Origin of the sequence: Flavobacterium sp. KACC 22761 (assembly GCF_034058155.1) — a bacterium.
Lineage (GTDB): Bacteria > Bacteroidota > Bacteroidia > Flavobacteriales > Flavobacteriaceae > Flavobacterium.
Genome location: NZ_CP139148.1, coordinates 88291 through 110950, shown reverse-complemented (window position 1 = coordinate 110950; position 22660 = coordinate 88291). Strand labels below are relative to the sequence as shown.

14 protein-coding genes and 1 other RNA gene are annotated in these 22660 nt (G+C 32.4%); 8 read left to right on the top strand and 7 right to left on the bottom strand.

What is annotated here, in order from left to right:
- Positions 1–17 precede the first annotated feature (17 nt).
- The 5 genes from SCB73_RS00470 (at position 18) to SCB73_RS00450 (ending at position 8204) form a co-directional block, all read left to right on the top strand.
- A complete protein-coding gene (locus SCB73_RS00470; RefSeq protein ID WP_320568239.1) occupies positions 18–500 on the top strand; it encodes a GNAT family N-acetyltransferase in 483 nt (160 codons plus the stop codon).
- Positions 479–1195 (top strand): hypothetical protein, encoded by a 717-nt coding sequence (locus tag SCB73_RS00465; protein WP_320568238.1) that lies wholly within the window; start codon positions 479–481, stop codon positions 1193–1195. Before SCB73_RS00470 ends, SCB73_RS00465 begins: the two co-directional genes overlap by 22 nt.
- On the top strand, positions 1192–3126 hold the full coding sequence (locus SCB73_RS00460; protein WP_320568237.1) for a B12-binding domain-containing radical SAM protein: 1935 nt from the start codon (positions 1192–1194) through the stop codon (positions 3124–3126). Before SCB73_RS00465 ends, SCB73_RS00460 begins: the two co-directional genes overlap by 4 nt.
- Positions 3127–3491: 365 nt before the next feature.
- Positions 3492–5924 (top strand): outer membrane beta-barrel family protein, encoded by a 2433-nt coding sequence (locus SCB73_RS00455; protein ID WP_320568236.1) that lies wholly within the window; start codon positions 3492–3494, stop codon positions 5922–5924.
- A 39-nt stretch (positions 5925–5963) separates the two neighbouring features.
- Complete coding sequence (locus tag SCB73_RS00450) at positions 5964–8204, top strand: peptidase domain-containing ABC transporter (RefSeq protein ID WP_320568235.1); 2241 nt, start codon at positions 5964–5966, stop codon at positions 8202–8204.
- A 247-nt stretch (positions 8205–8451) separates the two neighbouring features.
- Here the strand turns inward: SCB73_RS00450 and ssrA are convergent.
- Both ssrA and SCB73_RS00440 read right to left on the bottom strand, forming a co-directional pair.
- Positions 8452–8849, bottom strand: a transfer-messenger RNA (tmRNA) gene (gene ssrA, locus SCB73_RS00445).
- Between the two features lie 255 nt (positions 8850–9104).
- Positions 9105–10307 carry a serine hydrolase domain-containing protein gene (locus SCB73_RS00440; RefSeq protein ID WP_320570110.1) on the bottom strand — a complete coding sequence of 401 codons (1203 nt, stop codon included), beginning with the start codon at positions 10305–10307 and terminating at the stop codon, positions 9105–9107.
- Positions 10308–10547: 240 nt separating this feature from the next.
- Here SCB73_RS00440 and SCB73_RS00435 point away from each other — a divergent pair, with 240 nt between their 5' ends.
- Positions 10548–11756, top strand: a complete 1209-nt coding sequence (locus SCB73_RS00435) for an NAD(P)-dependent oxidoreductase (RefSeq protein ID WP_320568234.1) — start codon at positions 10548–10550, stop codon at positions 11754–11756.
- Positions 11757–11945: 189 nt separating this feature from the next.
- Here the strand turns inward: SCB73_RS00435 and fumC are convergent, their stop codons facing one another.
- The 3 genes from fumC to arsC form a co-directional block, all read right to left on the bottom strand.
- Positions 11946–13331 (bottom strand): class II fumarate hydratase, encoded by a 1386-nt coding sequence (fumC, locus tag SCB73_RS00430; protein WP_320568233.1) that lies wholly within the window; start codon positions 13329–13331, stop codon positions 11946–11948.
- Positions 13332–14161: 830 nt separating this feature from the next.
- Entirely contained in the window at positions 14162–16621 is a 2460-nt protein-coding gene (locus tag SCB73_RS00425) for a TonB-dependent receptor (RefSeq protein ID WP_320568232.1), read from the bottom strand.
- A 95-nt stretch (positions 16622–16716) separates the two neighbouring features.
- Positions 16717–17061: an arsenate reductase (glutaredoxin) gene (gene arsC, locus SCB73_RS00420; protein ID WP_320568231.1), complete on the bottom strand. Its 345-nt coding sequence runs from the start codon at positions 17059–17061 to the stop codon at positions 16717–16719.
- Positions 17062–17172: 111 nt separating this feature from the next.
- Here arsC and SCB73_RS00415 point away from each other — a divergent pair, with 111 nt between their 5' ends.
- Positions 17173–18090 (top strand): CPBP family intramembrane glutamic endopeptidase, encoded by a 918-nt coding sequence (locus SCB73_RS00415; protein ID WP_320568230.1) that lies wholly within the window; start codon positions 17173–17175, stop codon positions 18088–18090.
- Positions 18091–18111: 21 nt separating this feature from the next.
- Positions 18112–19155, top strand: a complete 1044-nt coding sequence (locus tag SCB73_RS00410; RefSeq protein WP_320568229.1) for an AMP-binding protein — start codon at positions 18112–18114, stop codon at positions 19153–19155.
- 115 nt (positions 19156–19270) lie between these two features.
- Here SCB73_RS00410 and SCB73_RS00405 read toward each other — a convergent pair whose 3' ends face one another.
- Positions 19271–20485: an RsmB/NOP family class I SAM-dependent RNA methyltransferase gene (locus SCB73_RS00405; RefSeq protein WP_320568228.1), complete on the bottom strand. Its 1215-nt coding sequence runs from the start codon at positions 20483–20485 to the stop codon at positions 19271–19273.
- A 147-nt stretch (positions 20486–20632) separates the two neighbouring features.
- Positions 20633–22609, bottom strand: coding sequence for a KUP/HAK/KT family potassium transporter (locus SCB73_RS00400; RefSeq protein ID WP_320568227.1), 1977 nt, complete (start codon positions 22607–22609; stop codon positions 20633–20635).
- Between the last annotated feature and the right edge of the window lie 51 nt (positions 22610–22660).

Here is a 22660-nt window from a genome sequence, read left to right as displayed (position 1 = left end):
AATTGAGGTAGTTTTTTATGAAAATTGTAAAAATTAAATCTTCGGATTACAAAGACATTCAGAGAATATACAATTATTACGTACTAAAAACACCCTTTACTTTTTCTGATGATTTAATGAAAGATAGTGAGGCCATTAAATTAACTAACGAGGGAATAAAATATGCGGGGTACATTGCTTTGAAAGATGAGATGATTATAGGTTTTGGTATTGCTTATCCTTTTCGAGTAGAAAACATTTTTAGTAGGACAATAAAATTGACATATTTTTTAAATCCTGCTTATTTAGGAAAAGGAATAGGAACTAAAATTTTAAATCAGCTTTTTGCAGAATTAAAAGAAAAAGGATTCAGAGATATAATAGTTAATATATCTTCTTTAAATAAATCAAGCATTGAATTTCATAAAAAAAAGGGGTTTGTTGAGTGTGGTTTTTTTCAAAATATTGGCATAATTAAAGGACAGGAGATTAGTATGGTATGGATGCAAAAGAAAATATAGAAACGATACAACAATTAGCTGATAGTTTTATCAAAAGTTCTATATCATTATATGAACAGAGGCTAACAAAAAGATTAGAAGAATTGGAGTTTACTCTAAAACGTTATATAAACGACGGAAAATTGGTCAATTTTGAGAATAAATATTTTCCAGTAGCTTATAATTTTTACAAATGGGAATCTCATAAAGCCAATTTTAATTGGTTTGTTCTTCAAGGTTCTTTTAAATATACTTCAAACATAGTTGCATGTTTGGCATTTCCAAAAAAAAAAAACATTCCAGTCCTTTCCATGAATTTGAATTTGAAATTAGATGCAAAAACTTTTAGTGTCATCCTTGGATATAAAACACCAAATCAATTACCTAAAAATCTATTTAAAGCTATTCAAGACAGCGATCTAATAAAAGAAAATCCAATATATAGAGATGATAATACGGAACATTTTGTAGGCACTCGTTCATCATTTGAAATTACAAGTCATATCATTGAAAAGACATTATGTAAAGCTGAATGTTATATTTTGTCTTGGTTGAATTATTTAGAATCTACACAAGATAACAATGTAAGTGCTATTGACTTTACTAATAAATACAAATCAGAATTAGAAAAACTACACAAAGCAAATCACACTGTTTACGATGAATTATTTGGAGACAGTTGGCTTTTTAATTTATTCAAAAATGAAATTTTATGAACATATTACTAATTTACCCGCCACAAGTTCGTTCGTTCATGCCACACCTTGCTTTACCATTAGTAAAGCAAGAACTCGTTAGACGTGGACATAATTGTAAAATTATTGATTTGAATTTGAAGTTTTATTTGCATGTATTAAACAAAGTAACGCTGAGTGATTCACAAAAAAAAATTGAAAAGGACATAGAACTTTTTAAACAAAAAGCAGATTTTTCCCAAGAAGAACTTATATTATTTGCGCGAAAATCTTCTGCTTTGATTCGTTCGCAATATATAATTGATAACATCGATCTTGCATTAGAAATATTCAACGGGCAAAAATTCTACGATTTTGGAAATTACAAATTTGCTTTAAAAATTTTTGAAGAAGCATTGGAACTTTTTTCAAGTAATTATGGTTTTACGGACATTGGAGTGTCAAGATTTAGAATGAGATATGGAGTTAGTAATAGCAATGAACTTTTGCAAGCTTGCGAAGATGAAAGGGAGAATCCATTTATAAAATTATTTCCTAACTGGATTCAATCTGAATTGGAGGTCTTTAAACCCGATGCGATTGCAATTACTTTTTCTATGGATGAGCAATTGATTCCAGGATTTACTTTAGCAAAATATTTAAGAAAAAAATGGAGAGGGTTAATGGTTGCTGGAGGTGGAATGATAACACGTTTGAAAAATGAACTGCCTGAGCATGCTGTACTTTCTCAAATATTTGATGAGTATTATCCATATGCTAATGCCTCAAAATTCTGTGACCTTCTTGATATTAAAGAAAAGAGAACATATAGAGCACCTGATAAATTTTCAGATTTGTGCCCTGACTTTTCAGATCTTCCTCTTGATGACTATTTGGCACCTGTAAGATTATTACCATTTGAATTAACTATTGGTTGTAGTTATGCAAAATGTTTTTACTGCAATCACTATAAAACATATGGAGATTATAGATATGGAGATGCTTCATCTGCTGCCAATCATTTAAAAGTTTTGTCAGAAAAGTATAATACGAAGCATTTCTATTTCGTTGATGAGGATCTTGTCCCAAAATTTGGGGAAGAATTATCTGTTTGTTTAAAAGAGATGAAAGTAGAAATCTATTGGATGATTTTTGGAAGATTACACACAGCATGGAAAAAAGAAACTTTTAAAAAATTAAAAGATGGAGGTTGTAAAAGGCTTATATGGGGGTTAGATAGTGTTACAGATAGGATTCAAGTTAAGATGAATAAGTTCACAGACTTAAAATATGCTGAAGATTTACTGCAATGGTCATCGAATTATGGTATCACAAATTCATTGAATTTTATGGTTGGTTATCCTACAGAAACAAAAGAAGAAGCCATGAATATTATTGACTTTCTCCAAAAGAATAAATCTTCATTGCAGAATGTTGGGACTGCAATTGCTGTATCAAACTTTATGTTGGTTAAAGATGCAGCTTGGGACAAAATGGAAGTGTTACCCAAAGTCAAGAAAGATGAAGATTTAGCAATATACTATGAATTTGATGTTAAAGAGGGCTTAACAATGGAAGAAACGCCAGCCTTTGCTCAAGAGATACAAGATATCGGAGTTGATGTACTTTCTGTAGGTAAATATAATCCAGCTCTGAGAGAACTCGCACTCTTATATTGCTCCCGTTATAATTGTATAGATGAAATTCCCATAAGTCATATTGAAGGTAATACCTCTGGTATCAAAATACACTATTTACCTATAAACCTTGAATCCTTATATAAAAAGATAAATAATGCAATGTCCGAATTGCCATTCACTTCGGAGCAGTTTAAATCAAATTGGTGGAGAATAGTTGATGAAAAAAAAATTGAGGATGAAAATGTAGGAAATGTTTATTCTTATAAATTAAAAACAAACTATAATGAAGTTTGTTTTCAGTTACCAATTTATCTAGAATTAGTTATTAAATAAAAAAAACATTGATTATAAAAACACTTCAACTATAATACTTTTCATAAAGGACAGTTGATTAATTATATCTTATTACTTTCTCTACCAAATATTAGGAAAATCAAAACAAGAAAAAGTATTATCCAAATTATCGCCGAAACAACAATTTATTATATTCTAAAACCTTCCCGTTTTCTTTTGAGAGCATTAATATTAGGATAGTACATTCTGGCTTTAAGCGTAACACTAATAGATAGATTTACATTTTATTTAAATAGTTTTTTGAGTAGACATAATTTTTGGCAGTTTATTGTTGTCAATCAACAAAAGATGACAATTTAAAAACAGACTTATTTAAGCAAATATTATTTATAGTATAAGAAGATATGAAAAGAGGTATTTTGTATTTCCTAATATCACTGATAGTAAATATCAATATTTCATATTGCCAAGGCAAAGTAGATTTTCAAATAACTGGACAATTGAAATCTGAAAGCACAATGATATATGTGGTTACAGTTGTCGCGAGCAATACATATGATACTTCTGTTAAGTATTATGGTATTTCCGATTCTCTTGGCAACTTTTCTATAAAAATAACCACACAAGGGTTGTATAAAATATTTGCAGAAACAGAAAACAACGTTTTCGATTTTCCTAAACTCATTAAAGTAGATAATAATGGTTATTTGAATATTGGAAGTATTTTAGCCTTGATTAAAACTGAAGAACTTAATAGTGTTACTGTAATAGGAGAACGATCAACAATAAAAAGAAAATTAGATAGAATCATATTTAGCCCACAAGGTAATTCTAACTTAGAAAGCTTAACAGCTGACGAACTATTAAATAGAATACCATTTACTGTTATGAACTCATTAGGAGAAATTAGCATAAGAGGAATTTCCGGAGCTCAAATCCAAATCAATGGAAAACCTTATAAACTAAGTAGCGAACAATTAATATCTTATTTAAAATCAATTCCTGTAAGTAATATTGAAGACGTTGAAGTCATAACAACACCATCTTCCAAATTCGATGCTGAGGGTAATGTAGGTATCATAAATATTAATTTGAAAAAAGAGAAATCTCTAGGTGCTATATATACATTGAAAGTCAACTTTGACCAAACACGTTTATCAAAATTCGGTTTTTTTGGAGATATAACATATCGAAGCAAAGCTTCATATTTGCAGGTTAATCTAAATAGCTCTACTGGAAAATATTATAGAGACGAGTTATTAGAGAATAATTATCGATTCTCAGATAACAACATATTTTGGAAACAAAAAATGGACAGAACGAGATTGAAAAGTGACAATAATTACAGCTTACTTTATGAGTATTCATTTACACCAAAGTTTAGTGCAGGAATATCAACTACAGGCAGTCTTTTTTACGATGACATGCTGCTTAATAGCCACTCGGATATTTCAAAATACAACAATTCTATTGACTTCTCTATGCATACTACCAATCAAGTTTTAACAACTAATCAAACACATAATGTAAATGCTTTTGCAAAAAAACTAATTGGGAAACGTAATGATGAACTTTCTTTTGACATTGATCATACATATTTTCAAGAACGACAAGACACAAGAACGAAAACAAACTTTATAGATGGGCACAGTTTCATAATATATAATAGCAATGATTTTGCAAGTTTCACTCCAAGAAAAATTAATATAATTTCGGGCAAGTTAGATTATATAATGAAGCTATCAACTCAATCCTCATTTTCGTTCGGAACCAAGTTAAGTACAATCGAAACGAATAATGATGTACGTTATATAAATTATGAAAGTGAGGCTTCAAGTGGAATATTAGATACTATAAGAAGTAATATTTTTATCTATAAAGAATCTAACGTTGCTGTTTATTCGAACTATTGGTGTACTTTTAATTCTGGTATTGAGTTTCAATTAGGATTGCGAAGTGAGTCTTTTAGATATAAAGGAGAAGAGAAAAATTTGAAAATCGAGAACCAATATTTTAAAATTTTTCCATCATTTTCTTTTTCAATTCCCCAAAATGACTTCGTATATAAAGCTTCATATAGTTATAGAATTAATAGACCTACTTTTTCTGATTTAAATCCATTTAGATTCTATACCAATCCATACATTTATGCAGAAGGAAATCCGTTGTTAATGCCTTCATTTTCTCATAATTTAGAAATCAGCACCAGTATTAAAAAAGCATTTTCAGTCATGTTATTTGGTGTATTCACGTCGGATTTATTTATTCAAATTCCAAAACTGGATGTTACTAATCAAACTTTTATTTACAATAAACTTAATATGGATAACGACAAAACTTTAGGTCTATCCTTTTATTACAATAAGAGAATAACTAAGTTTTGGAATATTGCTACATCTAACAGTATTTTCAATCATTCAATCAACAGTAATGTTTATAACACACGATTAAAAAAGCAATTAACTTCTTACCAAATCCAATTAGTAAATTCTTTTAAAATTCAAAAATTAAATAATCTAAGCTGTGAGATTTCTTTAAATTATCTTTCACCCACGTTCAAAGGGCTTTATAACTTAGATAGGACATATAACATTGATGTCTTACTATCTAAGTTAGTATTAAAAAACAGAGTTTCCTTAAGTTTAAATTTTCTTGATATTACAAATGGTAAAATATCTAAGACTCAAACCGATTTTGAAAACATGCACACTAATTTTATTCAAAATTTTGACCTTAGAACAATTCGTCTTGGTGTGTTCTATACATTCGGAAAAATTACAGTGCAGAGTGAAAAAAATAAAAAAGGGAGTAATACAGATGAATTAAATAGACTATGATCAGTTGTTTTTCTATTAATGTTTTTTTAATATCTAAGTATGAGCACCCTATTTTTAAAATTTAAAAATAAATTTAAAGTATTTAGGCAGTTTGATTCAAGTGATTGCGGGTTAGCATGTTTACAAATGATTTGTAATTATTATGGTAGATTTATTTCATTAAATCAGCTGCAACAAATTGCCAATAAAGATAAATTAGGGGTAAATTTCTTATCCTTAAAAAAAATTGCACAAAGCTTATGTCTTAATTCTAAAGTTGTAAAAATGGAATTAGCACAACTTCAAGATGGGATAATTCCTTTGCCTTGCATATTACATTGGAATCAGAATCATTTTGTTGTAATTCCTCCTCAAAAATTAACAAATATAGCAACGAAAGGGGTGAAAATTGCTGATCCAGCCAAAGGATTAGTAAGTGTATCCTATTCAAAGTTTGTATCAAATTGGACGAATAATATTGAGCAGAAAGGCTATGGACTAATTTTACAGCCGTACTCGAATTTTTACAGGCAAACACAAAAAAGGCATGCAAATAATAACAGTTTAATAAACTTATATAAATACATCAAGGAAGAAAAAGTAAAAATTAGCATTATTGTTTTTTGCATAATACTTGAGGCTATAGTTGCCTTATTTTTTCCTTTTTTGACCCAGAAATTATTTGACACAGGAATAATTCCTAAAAATATGCATATAATCAATCTGGTTATCCTTTCACAATTTGGAATAATTCTTTTAAGTTTATTTGCAAAAATTCTTCGAGGATGGCAACTACTATTTCTAAATTCCAAAATAATACGGAGTTTATTGTCTGAATATATTTCACGATTGATGAAATTACCAGCATCATTTTTTGATTCGCGAAAAGTAGGAGATATCACTCAGAGAATAGCAGATCACGATAAAATAGAATCATTTCTTACATCAGGTTATTTTTCTTCTTTGCTTTCAGCTCTTTCATTAATAATATATATATTTATATTAGGTCATCTACATTTAACCATTTTAGGAGTATTTAGTATCGGTTCAATAATTGCTATTATTTGGATCATTTCATTTTTAAAACGAAAAAAAAATCTTGACTACATTAGATTTGAATTATTAGCGGAAAGCCAAACATCACTCATTGAATCAATCGGAGGGGTATTAGATGTCAAAATATTTGATAGTAACGTTTTTCGAATTAATAAGTGGAATTTGTTGCAAGAAAAATTATACCGAACTAATATTAAAATCCTAAAAACATCCCAATTGCAATTAATGGGAAGTCTATTTTTTTCTCAAACAAAAAATATTTTGATTTCACTTTTAGGAGGATATGCAGTAGTAAAAGGAGAATTGAGCATTGGAGAACTAATGAGCATTATTTTTATAATAGCTCAAATGAATTCGCCAATTGAAAATCTTTTGGATTTCTTGCTTTCCTCACAAGAAGCGAGGTTGAGTCTTGATAGATTAAATGATTCAAATGTAATTAATACAGAAATAGAAAATTTTAATAAAAATAACTTTGACAGTAAAAATATCATAAATGAATTTAGAGATGATATTACTCTTGTTAATGTTGCATTCTCTTATTTTGGTAACACAAAAACTCAAGTATTACAAAATATATCAACCAAGTTAGAGTTTGGTAAAACTACTGCAATCGTTGGAGCAAGTGGTAGTGGCAAATCAACATTACTCAAGCTATTACTCAAACTATACGACCCAAACTTTGGTTCTATTTATATTGGTTGCAATGATATATCATCATTAAATCCTGAAGTATGGAGAAAACATTGTGGGGTAGTGCTACAAGGTGGTTTTATTTTTTCAGATACTGTAATCAATAATGTTACAATGTCCGATACAGATGCAGATAGTAATAAACTAAATTCAGCATTAAATTTATCATTAGCGAATGAATTTGTTCAGAATTTGCCATTAAAGGAATATACTAAAATCGGGGATTCTGGGATTGAATTAAGTACAGGTCAAAAGCAACGAATATTAGTTGCCCGTGCTATCTATAAAAATCCAGACTACATATTTTTTGACGAAGCTACAAGTTCTCTTGATGCCAAAAATGAAAAAATATTAATGAAGAATATTCTTGATCATTTCAAAGGAAAAACAGTTCTCATTATAGCGCACCGTCTTTCCACTGTGAAAAATGCTGATCAAATAATTGTACTTGATAAAGGGGAAATAGCGGAGACTGGGACACATGAGCAACTAATTGCTCAAAAAAGGAAATACTATGAACTCGTAAAAAATCAGTTAGAATTGGGGGAATAGTTGTTATATCATAAGTGATCTCTCATCGCATAACCTCAAATAATTACTATTATTTTTAGTGTAAGCATGATTATATTGAGACTGTCAATTTCAATTTAAAGAGGTTAGTTAGCTATTAATCTGATTTACATTCTAGCTAAAAAGAAATGATCAAAAGTTTGTTTCCAGTATGATAAATTTAAATTCATTAACACTTAACTGTCAAACAAAAGAAAAAAGCCTGTAAACAAAGAGTTTACAGGCTTTTTTGTGGAGTCGCCGGGAATCGAACCCGGGTCCAAACAAGCAACTAAAGAGCTTTCTACACGCTTATTTCCTGATTGGATTTTCGATGTTGAGCTAGGCCAGAAACAACCACCCAACACTTATCTTCTTAATTTTCGAAATCTACCCGAAGCTCATAGAAATCTAGGTTTATTTTTACGGTTCCCCTGAACGGAACGCCACAAACCAAGGCTTTCCAGGAGAATCCAGCTTCCCTACCTTGTAGAGACGTGGCGCAATCGTACTATGATTCGGATTAAGCAGCTAAAGCGTAATTATTTTCGCCGTGTAAAAGTTTGAGATCTTATATTTACGAGCAAGGTCTCAATGCTCGACGTGCTTACTGTTCAATTCGACTTGCTGTCAAAACCAGTCGACCCCAAAAATAAGTCTGCAAATTTATACTATTTGAAATTACTTTCTACTAAAAATTTTAAAAAAGTCGAAAGTCAAAAGTCGAAAGTCAAAAGTCGAAAGTAGAAAATCGAAAACTGTAAAGTTTTTCAAGTCACATGTTTTCTTTCTTTTGCGTCTTTTTATTTTCCCGCAATTAGTATATTAAAGAAATAAAGTCAACATGGTCAACTGTTAAAAGACTTTACGACTTTTGACTTTCGACTTTATGACTATATAGTTTTACTCTTCGTTCTTAAAATTAAATGGATAATCGCCAAAAATAGGTGCTAGTTTACGAACCGCATAAGTGTTTCTGGTCATTTTATTTGAAAGTGCAATAATCGTTACATTTTCCTTCATTAAAGTAATGTAAGATGAGGTATTGCCGTGCCACCAACCGTTGTGGAAATAAAAATTCTGACCGGTTTCCCAATTAATCATTCTGATTCCTAAACCATAGTTTTTGGTTCCTTTGCGTTCGTTGCTGTAACCTGTATAAACTTGTTTTAATAAAGCAGGTTTTAAAAAGTCAGGAGATTGTCTTGCTCTGTCAAATTTTAAAAGATCGCGTACAGTTGAAAAAACATTTTTGTCTCCGTAAACATTATCCAAATAATCGAAACCAATTTCTGCACCATTTCCTTTATATGAAGGAACAATTTTTTTTCTGTCTTTGTCATCATCAAAAACATACGTATGCGTCATTCCAAGGGGTTTGAAAATCATTTCAGACATTGCTTCTTTATATTTTAAACCCGTGATTTTTTCGATAATAAGCGCCAGCATTGCATAATTGGTATTGCAATAACCAAAACGAGTTCCGGTTTTTGCTTCAAGACCAATATCCTTTGTTGCCAAAAGATTTAAAATGTCTTTATTCGTCAACTGATTGTGTCTGTCCCAAACCGATTTATCATGATCAGTAAAATAAGCATAATTGCGCATTCCGGTACGATGGCTTAAAAGCATTCGAACCGTACAATCTTCGTATGGAAAGGTTTTTAAAATCGTATTGACTTTTTGGTCTAAATCAAGTTTTCCGGCATTAACTAATTTTAAAACCGCAGTTGCCGTCAAAACTTTGCTCACAGAGGCAATTTGCACTGGAGTGTCGGCAGTGATTTTTGTGCCTTCATTTTTATTGGCGTAACCGTTGTATCGTTCAAAAATAATTTGTCCGTTTCTTGCTACCAAGAAACTTCCATTCATACTATTATTTGGCCAGTTTTTGTTATAAAAGTGATTAATTCTGCCTTGTACGGAATTTATATAGGCTTGTGAAAGTCTTTTTTCTGGGCCTAAAGGCTTCATCTTTGGCATTGTATCTTCAACTACTGAAGCTGGATCAATACTAGTCTTTTTATCATTGCCACATGAACTTAAAACTAAGATTAGGAAAAGTATTTGTGGTATCTTTGTCATTTTAAGGAAACTCATTTTCATCATTCTTGAAAAACAAATATATAGAATTCAATATTTATGTTTTTGAAATTTTAGCGACTTGAAAAGGCTTTGTTAACATAATTTTAACTAAAAAAATAGTTAGTCGATTGTTATTCAGTGTTCAACGGTTTTTAAATATTCTAAATTGTAATTTTTGAACAAAACTTTAACGAAATTTGTTATATTTGAAACAAATACGATGTAAAAAGTTATATTATTAAATGCTTTAAACTTATTTAAATGAAATTTGGAATTATAAAAGAAAGAAAAAACCCACCAGATCGACGTGTAGTATTTGCTCCAGATGCATTAGCAAAATTAAAACAACAGTATCACGATGCTGTAGTGGAAGTAGAGAGTTCAGATATAAGGATTTTTTCAGATCTTCAATATAAAAGTATGGGTATAACCGTAACAGATGATATTTCTGATTGTGACGTCTTATTTGGAGTAAAAGAAGTTCCTGTAGAAAATTTAATTCCAAATAAAGCCTATTTCTTTTTTTCACATACCATAAAAAAACAGCCTCATAACCGAAAACTGCTTCAGGCTATTTTAGAAAAAAAAATTGACTTGTACGATCATGAAACGATTGTAAATGAGCACGATCATCGTTTGATTGGTTTTGGAAAATACGCCGGTATGGTTGGCGTTTACAATGGAATCAGAGCTTTCGGAATTAAATTTGAATTGTTCAAGCTTCCAAAAGCGGAAACACTTTCAGGGAAAGAGGATTTGATTAAGCATTTAAAGCGCATCACAATGCCAGCTCTAAAATTTGTTGTTACCGGGACTGGAAAGGTTGGGAGCGGAGCAAAAGAAATTCTGGATGCAATTAAAGTAAAAGAAATTACCGTTGATAATTACTTGACTAAAAAATATGCACAAACGGTTTATGTACAATTAGACGTTTTAGAATACAACAAAAGAAAAGATGGACAAGTTTTGGATTTTGTAGATTTTGTTACGCATCCAGAAGAATACGAATCAGATTTTGAGAGATTTACAAAAGTGTCTGATATTTATTTTGCAGGACATTTTCATGCTAATAATGCGCCAATGATTTTGACTAAAGAAATGCTGAACGCAAGCGACTGTAAATTGAAAGTTGTAGCTGATATTTCATGCGATGTAAATGGACCAATTGCTTGTACAGTTCGTTCGTCAACAATTGCAGAACCTTTATATGGTTATTTTCCTTTAGAAGATAGAGAAGTAGATTTTTTCCATCCTGCTGCGGTTGCAGTGATGGCTGTTGATAATTTGCCTTGTGAAATTCCGAAAGATGCGAGCGAAGGTTTTGGAGAACAATTTATGGAACACGTCATTCCAGCTTTCTTCAACGGTGATAAAGACGGAATCCTAAAACGCGCAAAAATTACCGAAAACGGAAAATTGACGGAGCGATTTAGTTATTTGCAGGATTATGTCGATAATGGTGAATTGTAAATTGTTAGTTATAAATTGGAAAAGCCTGAAATTGATATTTCAGGCTTTTGTTTTATTTGTCACCCTGAGCGAATTCGAAGGGCTTCAAGCATAAAAAGGCTTCGACTTCGCTCAGTCGTCAGACAATGCATATTTTTTTATCGGAATAGTGATCATTAATAATTAACCATTCATAATTAACATTTAAAACTAAACCATATCCTCAGGTTTTACCCAAGCGTCAAAATCTTCAGCTGAAACATATCCTAAACGGACCGCTTCATCTTTTAAAGTTGTTCCGTTTTTATGAGCTGTTTGGGCTATTTCAGCAGCTTTATAATAACCGATTTTTGTATTTAAAGCCGTAACGAGCATTAATGAATTATCTACCAACTCTTTGATGCGTTTGTAATTTGGCTCGATTCCTTGCGCACAATGTTCATCAAATGATACGCAGGCGTCACCCAATAATCTTGCCGATTGCAAAAAGTTTGCAGCCATAACAGGTTTGAAAACATTCAGTTCGTAATGCCCTTGCATGCCGCCAACAGCAATTGCCATGTCGTTTCCAATAACTTGCGCACAAACCATTGTTAAAGCTTCGCATTGTGTTGGATTTACTTTTCCTGGCATGATTGATGATCCAGGCTCATTTTCGGGAATGTGGATTTCGCCAATTCCAGAACGCGGACCAGAAGCCAGCATTCTCACATCATTTGCAATTTTATTTAATGAAACGGCCAATTGTTTCAAAGCTCCGTGCGTTTCTACAATGGCGTCATGTGCTGCCAAAGCTTCAAATTTGTTTTCTGCTGTTACAAAAGGATGATTGGTGAATTTGGCAATGTATTCTGCTACTTTTACGTCGTAACCTTTTGGAGTGTTTAATCCGGTTCCGACGGCGGTTCCACCTAAAGCAATTTCAGATAAATGTGTTAAAGTATTTTTTAAAGCTTTTAATCCGAAGGCTAATTGTGCGGCATAACCTGAAATTTCTTGTCCGAGTGTAAGCGGAGTTGCATCCATTAAATGTGTACGGCCAATTTTAACAACTTCTTTAAATTCGGTTGCCTTTTTTACTAAAGTGGCGTGCAGTTTTTCAACTCCTGGAATAGTGGTTTCTACAACCATTTTGTATGCCGCAATATGCATTCCGGTAGGGAAGGTGTCGTTTGATGATTGTGATTTGTTTACATCATCGTTTGCTTTTATGAATTGTTCGCCTTCGCCAATTTCAAAGCCTTTCAAAACCTGAGCGCGGTTGGCGATAACCTCGTTGACATTCATATTGCTTTGCGTTCCTGAGCCCGTCTGCCAAATTACTAGCGGAAACTGATCGTCTAATTCTCCTGCTAAAATCTCGTCGCAAACTTTTGCAATGGCGTCTCTTTTTTCGATTGGCAAAATGCCTAAGTCGTAGTTGGCATAAGCCGCTGCTTTTTTTAGATAGGCAAAACCTTCAATGATTTCTTTTGGCATCGAAGCGGCGTTTCCTATTTTAAAATTGTTTCGGGAACGTTCTGTTTGTGCACCCCAATATTTATCGGCTGGGACTTGAACTTCGCCCATGGTGTCTTTTTCTATTCTGTATTTCATTATGTTGTTTGTAAAATGTTATTTGGAAAATGTGAGTTATATCTGTTGAGGTAAATGGAACGCGGATGACGCTGATTTACTTCGTAAAACGCTGATTGAAACGGATTTTTTTTTTATAAATTTCTTTTGAAAACGAGTGCCATAGCCCTGATGGGAGCGACATCCTTTTTGTTTTTTCTTTAAAAACAAAAAGATATAGCGGACAGCAGGTATCAGCTCCTTAAAATACTCATATTCTTCTTAATTAGAGAGTTGAATAATATTCGGAAAAAATCCTTATTTAAAATGAGTATAAATATACGGATAAATGTTATTTAACGAAAATTGATTTAGTTTTTATTGCCAAGGACGAATTTATACGCTACATTTGTCGTAACATTCAAAAATTCCGGAAAACATGTTTGAATTTTCACAGTACTTAGGCTTTTTACTTTTCTTAACCATACTAACTATAGGGTTTTGGTTAATGTTTTTCTTGGTTGGTTTCGTATCTTATTGGGTTACGGGTGCTAGCTGGGAAATGTTCAAAGAAAAGAGAGCTAAAAGAAGACAAGAAGAACAATCAATTTAATTTTAAATTGATTTCATAAAAAAGGACCACTATTGTGAGTCCTTTTTTTTTTTTTTATTCTAAAAAAAGGAAATTCCAAATTCCATCCCGAGGTTTCGGGATCAAATTACAAATTCCAAATCCAGTTGAAGTATTAAACCCGACAGGTTTTAAAAACCTGTCGGGTTTCTGTATAAATTAGGATTCATTTAAAAAAAAATCCAAATTCCAGTTTTAAACTTAGAATTTGGATTTTTAAATATTTGGAATTTAACCAATATTATCCAGGGAATTCTCCTCCGCCGTCTCCTTCTCTTGGAGCTGCATTTTTGTCTCTTTCACCTTTAGGCTTGTTGAAACGGTACGTAAACGATAAGTTGAATTGACGTTTACGGAACTGCATTTCGCTATAAGCGGTTTGGCTTTCAAGTGTTGTCGAATTTTGAAGATACGTATATGATCTCATAATTCTTGAGTTGAAAATATCGCTGATGTTGAAAGCAACCGTTGCTTTGTCTTTTAAGACATCTTTACTGAGTGCTGTGTTCATACCAAACATATCTAGGTTTTTTCCTTGAGCTGTTTTTTGTGAACCGTTGTAGTTTGCACTCAACTGCCAATCGATTTTGTATGGCAAAGTCAATTTTGAGTTGATTCTCGCAAACCAAGTGTTGGCTTGATTGTCAAGATTTTGTATTACTGTATTTCCGTTGAAATCAACATAAGTGTTTTCTCCAGTTGTTTTTACGTTGTAAAAGTTGAAGTTACTGTTGATTCTCCAGATTTTAAATGGTGTATAATTTAAAGTAAATTCAAAACCAAATTTTTGCTCTTTTCCAAGATTGATCGGACGGTTTAAAATAACCGGAATGCCGTTTACTACATTTCCGTTTGGCGTACGGACAAAACTGAAAACATCTTTTGTGTCTTCAAAATAAGCAGATGTATTGAACGTTAATTTATCCCAACGTTTAATATATCCAATATCATATTTGTCTGTCAATGATGGATCTAGATCAGGATTTCCCTGAAAAATATTGATATTACTTGAATAGTTTACCGCTGGATTCATGAAACGTCCTCTTGGTCTTGTTAAACGCTTGCTGTAACTAGCTGAAAAACTGCTTTGGTCTGAAAGTTCATAACTAATAAATGCACTTGGGAACAAGTTGTTGTATTTTTTAGTGTTGAAATCATTCGTCTCTAATAAATTTACATGGATATTTGTATCCTCCCAACGAAGACCAAATAAGTACGAGAATTTATTTACTTTGAAACCATATTGCGTGTAAAGAGCATTGATGTTTTCTTTGTATTCTAAAGTATTTGACAGATTTGGATCTTTAGCGCCATTTTCATCAGTTACAAAATATTCGTTGTTCAAATCTCCAAAACTTCCTTTATATCCAGCTTCAAACTGACTTCCTTTTCCTAATGGCAAAACATAATCAGCTTGAAATAATACCTGCTTTTGAACTTGATCGTTTAAAGTAGTATTATAGTTTGGCGAAGCAGTAATCGTACTATTGCTGTTGTCGTCGTTTTTAGAAATAGATAAATCGGCAGTAAGTTTATGTCCTTTATCGTTGAAGTTTTTGATTAAGTTCGAAGTGTACTCAACGTTTTGGCTTCCTGTATCTCCATTGTTTAGACGGAAAGAAGTTCCTGTAAAAGCGTGAGCAGCATCGTAATTGTAATAATTAATCAAGTCTCTTGTGTCGCCTGAATTTTTTTGGTAGTTAATAGCATTTGTCCAATAGGTGTTTGGTGCTACAGTCCATTCGATTCCGGCTCTTCCATTAAAACCGTCAGATTCTCTTTTAGTGTCGCGGTCTTCATCAAGGAAACCTTTAGGCGTTCCGTCAGCATTCAAATATTCAGTGTTGGTTAAACCAGCACCTTCATTTGTTCTGTGATTATATCCTAAAGTGGTGAAGTAATTTAATTTTTCGGTTTTGTAGTTTAAATTACCACTTAATCCGTAAGTTTCAGGAATACCTGTCGAGGCGATAAAAGTTCCGTTAAAACCTTGATTTTTTCCTTTTTTAAGAATGATATTGATTAATCCAGATCCACCTTCAGCATCATAACGAGCCGATGGATTGGTGATAACTTCTACTTTGTCAATTGCGTCAGCAGGAAGTTGACGTAAAGCTTCTGCAATATTAATAGCGTTTGAAGGTCGTCCGTCAATTAAAATTCTAATATTGTCACTTCCTCTCAAACTTACGTTTCCTTCAGTATCAACAGAAACAGATGGCACATTGTCAAGAACGTCACTTACAGTCCCTCCTTTTACCATCATGTCTTGACCCACGCTGTAAACTTTTTTATCTAGTTTTATTTCTACAGTCGATTTTTCTGCACGAACGACAACTTCATTCAATTGTGCTGCATCTTCTGATAAATTTACAACGCCTAAATTAGTGTCGCCAGAAATATTTTTTCCTTTGATTTCAGTTGATTTAAATGAAATGAATTCTACCTTGATATCATAAGTTCCAGGTGCTACAGCAACTTCAAATTCACCTTTTGGATTGGTGATTCCGCCAGCAACAACCTTTGTGTCGTTTGGTGCCATAAGCGATATTGTAGCGTATTCAAGTGGTTGTTTGCTAACCTTTTCAAAAACTTTTCCAGTAACTTTTACCTTGTTTTTACCAGGAGGCGCCTGTTGTGCATAGTTGTAAAAACTTGCAAAAAAAAGCACAAGCAATACAGCAAATTTGATTTTTTTCATTGTTATTTTTGGTTTCATTTGCTCTTTAGACACCAAATATGGCTCCAGGTTTAAAGAGGAAATCACAAAAAAATGTTAATTTGAATAATTTGTAATTAATCTAAAAAGTCAGCGACTAAATCAAGATCTCTCCCAATGATGGCTTTACCGTCTTTAACGACAATTGGGCGTTCAATCAAAATTGGATTTTCGACCATAGCTTGAATAATTTCGTCGTTGCTCAAATTTTTTCCCTTATAATTTTCAATCCAGATATTTTCTTTAATGCGAACGAGTTGAATAGGTTCTAAATTTAATTTTTTAAGCAATTCTTTCAATTCATCAAAGTTTGGCGTTTCAGTCAAATAAGGAATAATTTCAAATTCTTGTTTTGACTGATCAATAAAAGCTAGACAGCTTCGTGATTTTCCACATCTAGGATTATGGTAAATTTGTATCATTTTGTTATATTTAAATATTGTAAGATAGTTAACGCAAAAAATAGGTATTTTCGCAATGCCAAAAGTAATACTTACTTATTAAACTGAATTCTCATTTTAAAATTATATTACATGTTTTTAGAACAAGGAATTAAACCTCATAATAAATTTTTTCTGTATCTCATTGGGTCAGTTATTATCATAGCGGCTTCGTTTGTTGGCCAAATTCCGCTTTCCGTAGCTATTCTTTATTCTAGTTTTAAGAATAAAACAGAAATTCCAACACAAGAGAATGCAGTTTTGAAAGTGTTTGAGCCAAACTTGACTTTGTTTTTGGTTATGATTTCTTTTGTTTTTGCGTTTGCAGGGGTTTGTTTTGTTGTAAAATACCTTCATAAACAGACACTTTTGTCGGTTACAACATCAAGAAAAAAAGTAGATTGGAATCGTATTTTGTTTTCATTTATCATTTGGGCTATTTTTTCGGGCTTGAGTTTTTGGGCGATCTATTTAAAAGATCCTGAGAAGTTTATATGGAATTTTAAGTTAGTCCCTTTTTTGATTTTAGTTGTAATTGCAACATTGCTCATTCCGATTCAAACCAGTACCGAAGAATATGTTTTTAGAGGTTATTTGATGCAAGGGTTTGCCAATTTGGCCAAAAATCGATGGTTTCCGCTAATGATGACTTCTCTGATTTTTGGATCCATGCATATTTTTAATCCCGAAGTCGCAAAAATGGGATATGTCATTATGTTTTATTACATCGGGACAGGTTTGTTTTTAGGCGTGATTACACTAATGGATGAAGGAATCGAATTGGCTCTTGGTTTTCATGCCGCGAATAATTTGACCGGCGCTTTGCTCGTTACGTCAGATTGGACTGTTTTTCAAACGCATTCCATTTTCAAAGATATGTCTGAACCTTCCGCAGGACTTGATGTAATATTGCCCGTGGTGATTGTTTATCCTATACTGTTGCTTATTTTCAGCAAAAAGTATAAATGGGCAAATTGGAAAGAAAAATTGACTGGTAACATAAATATTTAAGAATCTTTTAATTTTATAATCATGACGCAGTTAACACATAAGAATGTACATAATTATTTTAAAATAAACGGATATCATTTAAATGCAAAAGATTTATGCCGTGTTGGATACAGCTTTATAAAAGAAGGGGATATTTATGAGCGCGCGATAGGTGAATTTCTTTTGGACTGGTTTGATAATAAAGATTATATCGAAATGACGACTTCTGGAACTACTGGACTTCCAAAATTAGTGAGATTAGAAAAACAAGCCATGATTCAATCAGCTTTGGCAACGGGAGATTTTTTTGGTTTGGAGCCGGGAGATAGAGCTTTATTGTGTTTACCAACTCAGTTTATTGCAGGCAAAATGATGCTGGTGAGAAGTTTAATTTTGGGGCTTGATATCGACGTCAAAGCACCAAGTACAGAACCTTTGGCTTTTAATTCTGAAAAATATGATTTTGTCGCAATGGTTCCGCTACAGGTCCAAAATTCAATTGATAAACTGAAAAATGTAAAAAAGCTAATTATTGGTGGTGCCAAAATCGATTCGGCTCTTGAAGCAGAATTGTTAAAACTAAACGGCGAAATATATGAGACGTATGGAATGACGGAAACCATTACGCATATTGCGGCCAAAAAGGTTGGAGAAAGCGCTTTTTCGATTTTGCCGAATGTGAAAATTGAAAAAGATGATCGTGGTTGTCTGGTAATTTATGTTTCTTCTATTTCTGATGAGCCAATTGTTACTAATGATTTGGTTGAATTGATAAACGATAAACAATTTGTTTTCTTAGGAAGAATTGACAATGTGATCAATAGTGGAGGAGTGAAGCTGATTCCTGAACAAATTGAAGCTAAATTAGTTGGGAAAATTTCAAATCGATTTTTTGTAACTGGAGTTCCTGATTCTGTTTTAGGTGAAAAATTGATTTTGGTAATCGAAGGTGAGAAGCAAGATTTTGCTCCTGATTTTTTTGATGTTTTAGGAAAATTCGAGAAACCAAAAGAAATTGTTTTTGTTCCGAAATTTAAAGAAAATGAAAATGGAAAGTTGCTAAGAAAGCCCTCTTTACAATCGTAAAAATTACAATAAAAAAATCCCAAATTCCAATAATTAAGATTGGAATTTGGGGATTTTTTTATTGATTAATTCCAATAATTGGAATTTGGAATTTTAATATTGGAATTTAATATGTTTATTTTTTACGTTCCAAAAGTGCCATATAGAACCCGTCGAAACCAGATTCAGAAGCCAGCATTTTTCGGTCTTCAATAAATTTGAATTGTTGCCCGATTTCAGTTTTTAGGAATTTTTCAACCTGTTCTTGATTTTCAGAAGGCAAAACAGAACATGTTGCATAAACTAATTTTCCGCCCGGTTTTACAATTTTAGAATAGCTTTCTAATACTTCGCTCTGCACTTTGCGAATATTATCGATAAATTCAGGTTGCAATTTCCATTTTGAATCAGGGTTTCTTTTCAAAACACCTAATCCGCTACAAGGAGCATCGATCAAAACACGATCTGCTTTTTCGTGCAGTTTTTTGATCACTTTCGTGCTGTCGATAATTCGGTATTCAATATTAAAAGCGCCATTTCTTTTTGCTCTTAATTTTAATTGCTTCAATTTGCTTTCATACAAATCCATCGCAATCAATTGCCCTTTATTGTTCATTAACGAAGCCATATGCAATGTTTTTCCGCCCGCTCCAGCACATGTATCGACAACACGCATTCCTGGCTGAACATCTAAGAAACCAGCAACTAATTGCGAGTTGGCATCTTGAACTTCAAACAGACCTTCTTTAAAAGCGTCTGTTAAAAATACGTTTGCTCTTTCTTTTAAAACTAAAGCTTCCGGCTGATCTTTTAAATATTCAGTTTCGATATTTAAATCCATCAACGTGTTTCTTAGGTTTTCTTTAGTTCCTTTAAGTGTATTGGTTCTTAAGATAACTTTAGCCGGTTGATTTTGAGCCGCAATTTCTTTTGCCCAAACTTTTTCGCCTAATTCTTTCACACCCAATTCATCCATCCAATCTGGAATAGATTCTTTTAAAGCTCTAACTTTTGAAAGTTCGTCAAAACGGCCTTTTATTTTTCGTTCAGGAGTTCCTTCTAATTGTCTCCAATCTGGAATTGGATAGCCTCTTAAAACTGCCCAAACCGCAAACATTCTCCATAAGTTATCTCTGTCGTAAGGTTCTTTTACCTCGGCAATTTCTGCATATAGACGTTTCCAGCGAACAATTTCGTATATGGTTTCAGCAACAAACTTCCTGTCAGAACTTCCCCAACGTTTGTCTTTTTTTAATGCTCTAGCTACCACTTTATCTGCATATTCTCCTTCGTTGAAAATAGCATTTAAAGAATCGATGGTAGTATAAACTAAATTTCTGTGTAATCTCATTTCTCTAATTTGAGTTGCAAAGGTACTATTAATTGATTGAAAGTTAAATTTTTAATTTTGATTGTTCACTTGACTTTCATTTGAAAAGAAAAAAAACACTCTGATAAAGTTTTAAAAGAGTGTTTTTTGGAAATATTTTATAAACAGTTAGTTTTTTATAATTCGGGTCAAGCCAATGTTTTCAGGAGCGTGAAGCACCATCGGGAATTTTTCGATTTTAACCGAACTGCTATCTAAACCAAATGCTCTTTCTTCAGACAAACTCAATTTTTTGATGAAGAAATAAGAGTTCATGATAATATTTTCATGCCATCTTAAATCATTATCGTTTGATAGGAATTTCTCAGACAATACAAATTTAAAGTCTCCAATAATATTGTTTTTGTTCAAAGATTCATAACGGCTCGTGATATCTACTTCGCCGCGTTTCACCATGTCACGAATAACTTCTCTAAACATTAAATTGATTTTTGTAGGCTCTCTAAATCCTAAATTAAAGTCAATTCTGTAAATGTCGTCTTTGGCAATTTCAGTTACTTTGTATTCTGTTTTATAAGGCTCGCCAAGAACATTTACGTGTACGAACCAATAAATATCAGCTCTTTTTGGACGTTTTTGCAAAATCGAATAAATTACTTTTTCCTCCAATTCATCAACACGATTGGCATTCGTCATGTAAACTAAATGCGTCGCATATTTTGGAATCGATAAATCCCTGCTCAATTCGACTAATACCTTTTTATAATCGTCGATTTTGATCACTTTAGTATAGTTTTTATTGATTTTCTTAGCTAAATACCAAATCGTCATAATCGAAATCAAAAGTATTGCAATAATCAGAGTTACGTAACCTCCTTCGGCAAACTTGGTAATATTTGCAAAAAGGAAACTGAATTCAATCAATAAATAAATCGTAATCAGCGGTACCATAAAGTACAGTTTTACACGTTTCATAATCAAATAATAATTCAGCAAAATAGTAGTCATGATCATACATAAAATAATGGCAAGACCATAAGCATGCTCCATATTTCCTGATTTTTCGAAGTGCAATACGATTCCAACACAACCAAAAAACAATAACCAGTTAATTGAAGGAATGTATAATTGCCCTTTAACTTCAGTAGGATATTTGATTTTTACCTTTGGCCAGAAATTCAGACGCATCGCTTCATTAATCAAAGTAAATGAACCGCTAATAAGTGCTTGTGAAGCAATTACGGCTGCTAAAGTTGCGACTACAATACCGAATGGAAGAAACCAATGTGGCATAATCAAATAAAACGGGTTTCCGTTTTCGCCACCTAATTGTTGTAAAGTGCTTCCTTCATGATGAGTTAAATATGCAGCCTGACCAAAGTAGTTTAATACTAAAGTTGCTTTTACAAAAATCCAGCTGATACGAATGTTTTTTCTGCCGCAGTGTCCCATATCAGAGTACAAAGCTTCAGCTCCTGTTGTACAAAGAAATACAAAGCCAAGAACAAAAAAACCGTCAGGATGAATCGATAATAAATGGTAAGCATAATATGGATTTACTGCTTTGATAACTTCGGGATAATGAAAGATCTGAATTGCTCCCAAAGTTCCCAACATTGCAAACCAAATCAACATCATTGGCGCGAAAAATTTCCCAACCAATTTTGTTCCAAATTGCTGTATCGTGAATAAAATAAATAGAATGGCAATTACAATCGAAATAATGGTTTCGGTTTCCATTGTCGGATAGAATGCTCGGATTCCTTCAACTGCAGATGAAATAGAGATGGGCGGTGTAATGATTCCGTCGGCTAATAGCGCACTTCCTCCAATAATGGCGGGTACAATGAGCCATTGAATTTTTGTTTTTTTAACTAAAGCGTAAAGAGCAAAAATTCCACCTTCACCATGATTGTCAGCACTTAGTGTAATAAGTACATATTTTATTGTAGTTTGAAGAGTAAGAGTCCAAAATACACAGGAAATACCTCCTAAAACAATATCTGAATTTATCGCGTATTCACCAAGAATGGCTTTCATTACATATAACGGAGAAGTACCAATATCTCCATAAATGATTCCTAATGTGATCAATAGACCACCAATAGACAACTTACTATGTAAGTTTTTATGCGCTGCGCTCATGTTTGATTTTATAAAAGACGGTTGCAAATTTACTGTTTTAAAACAAATTAG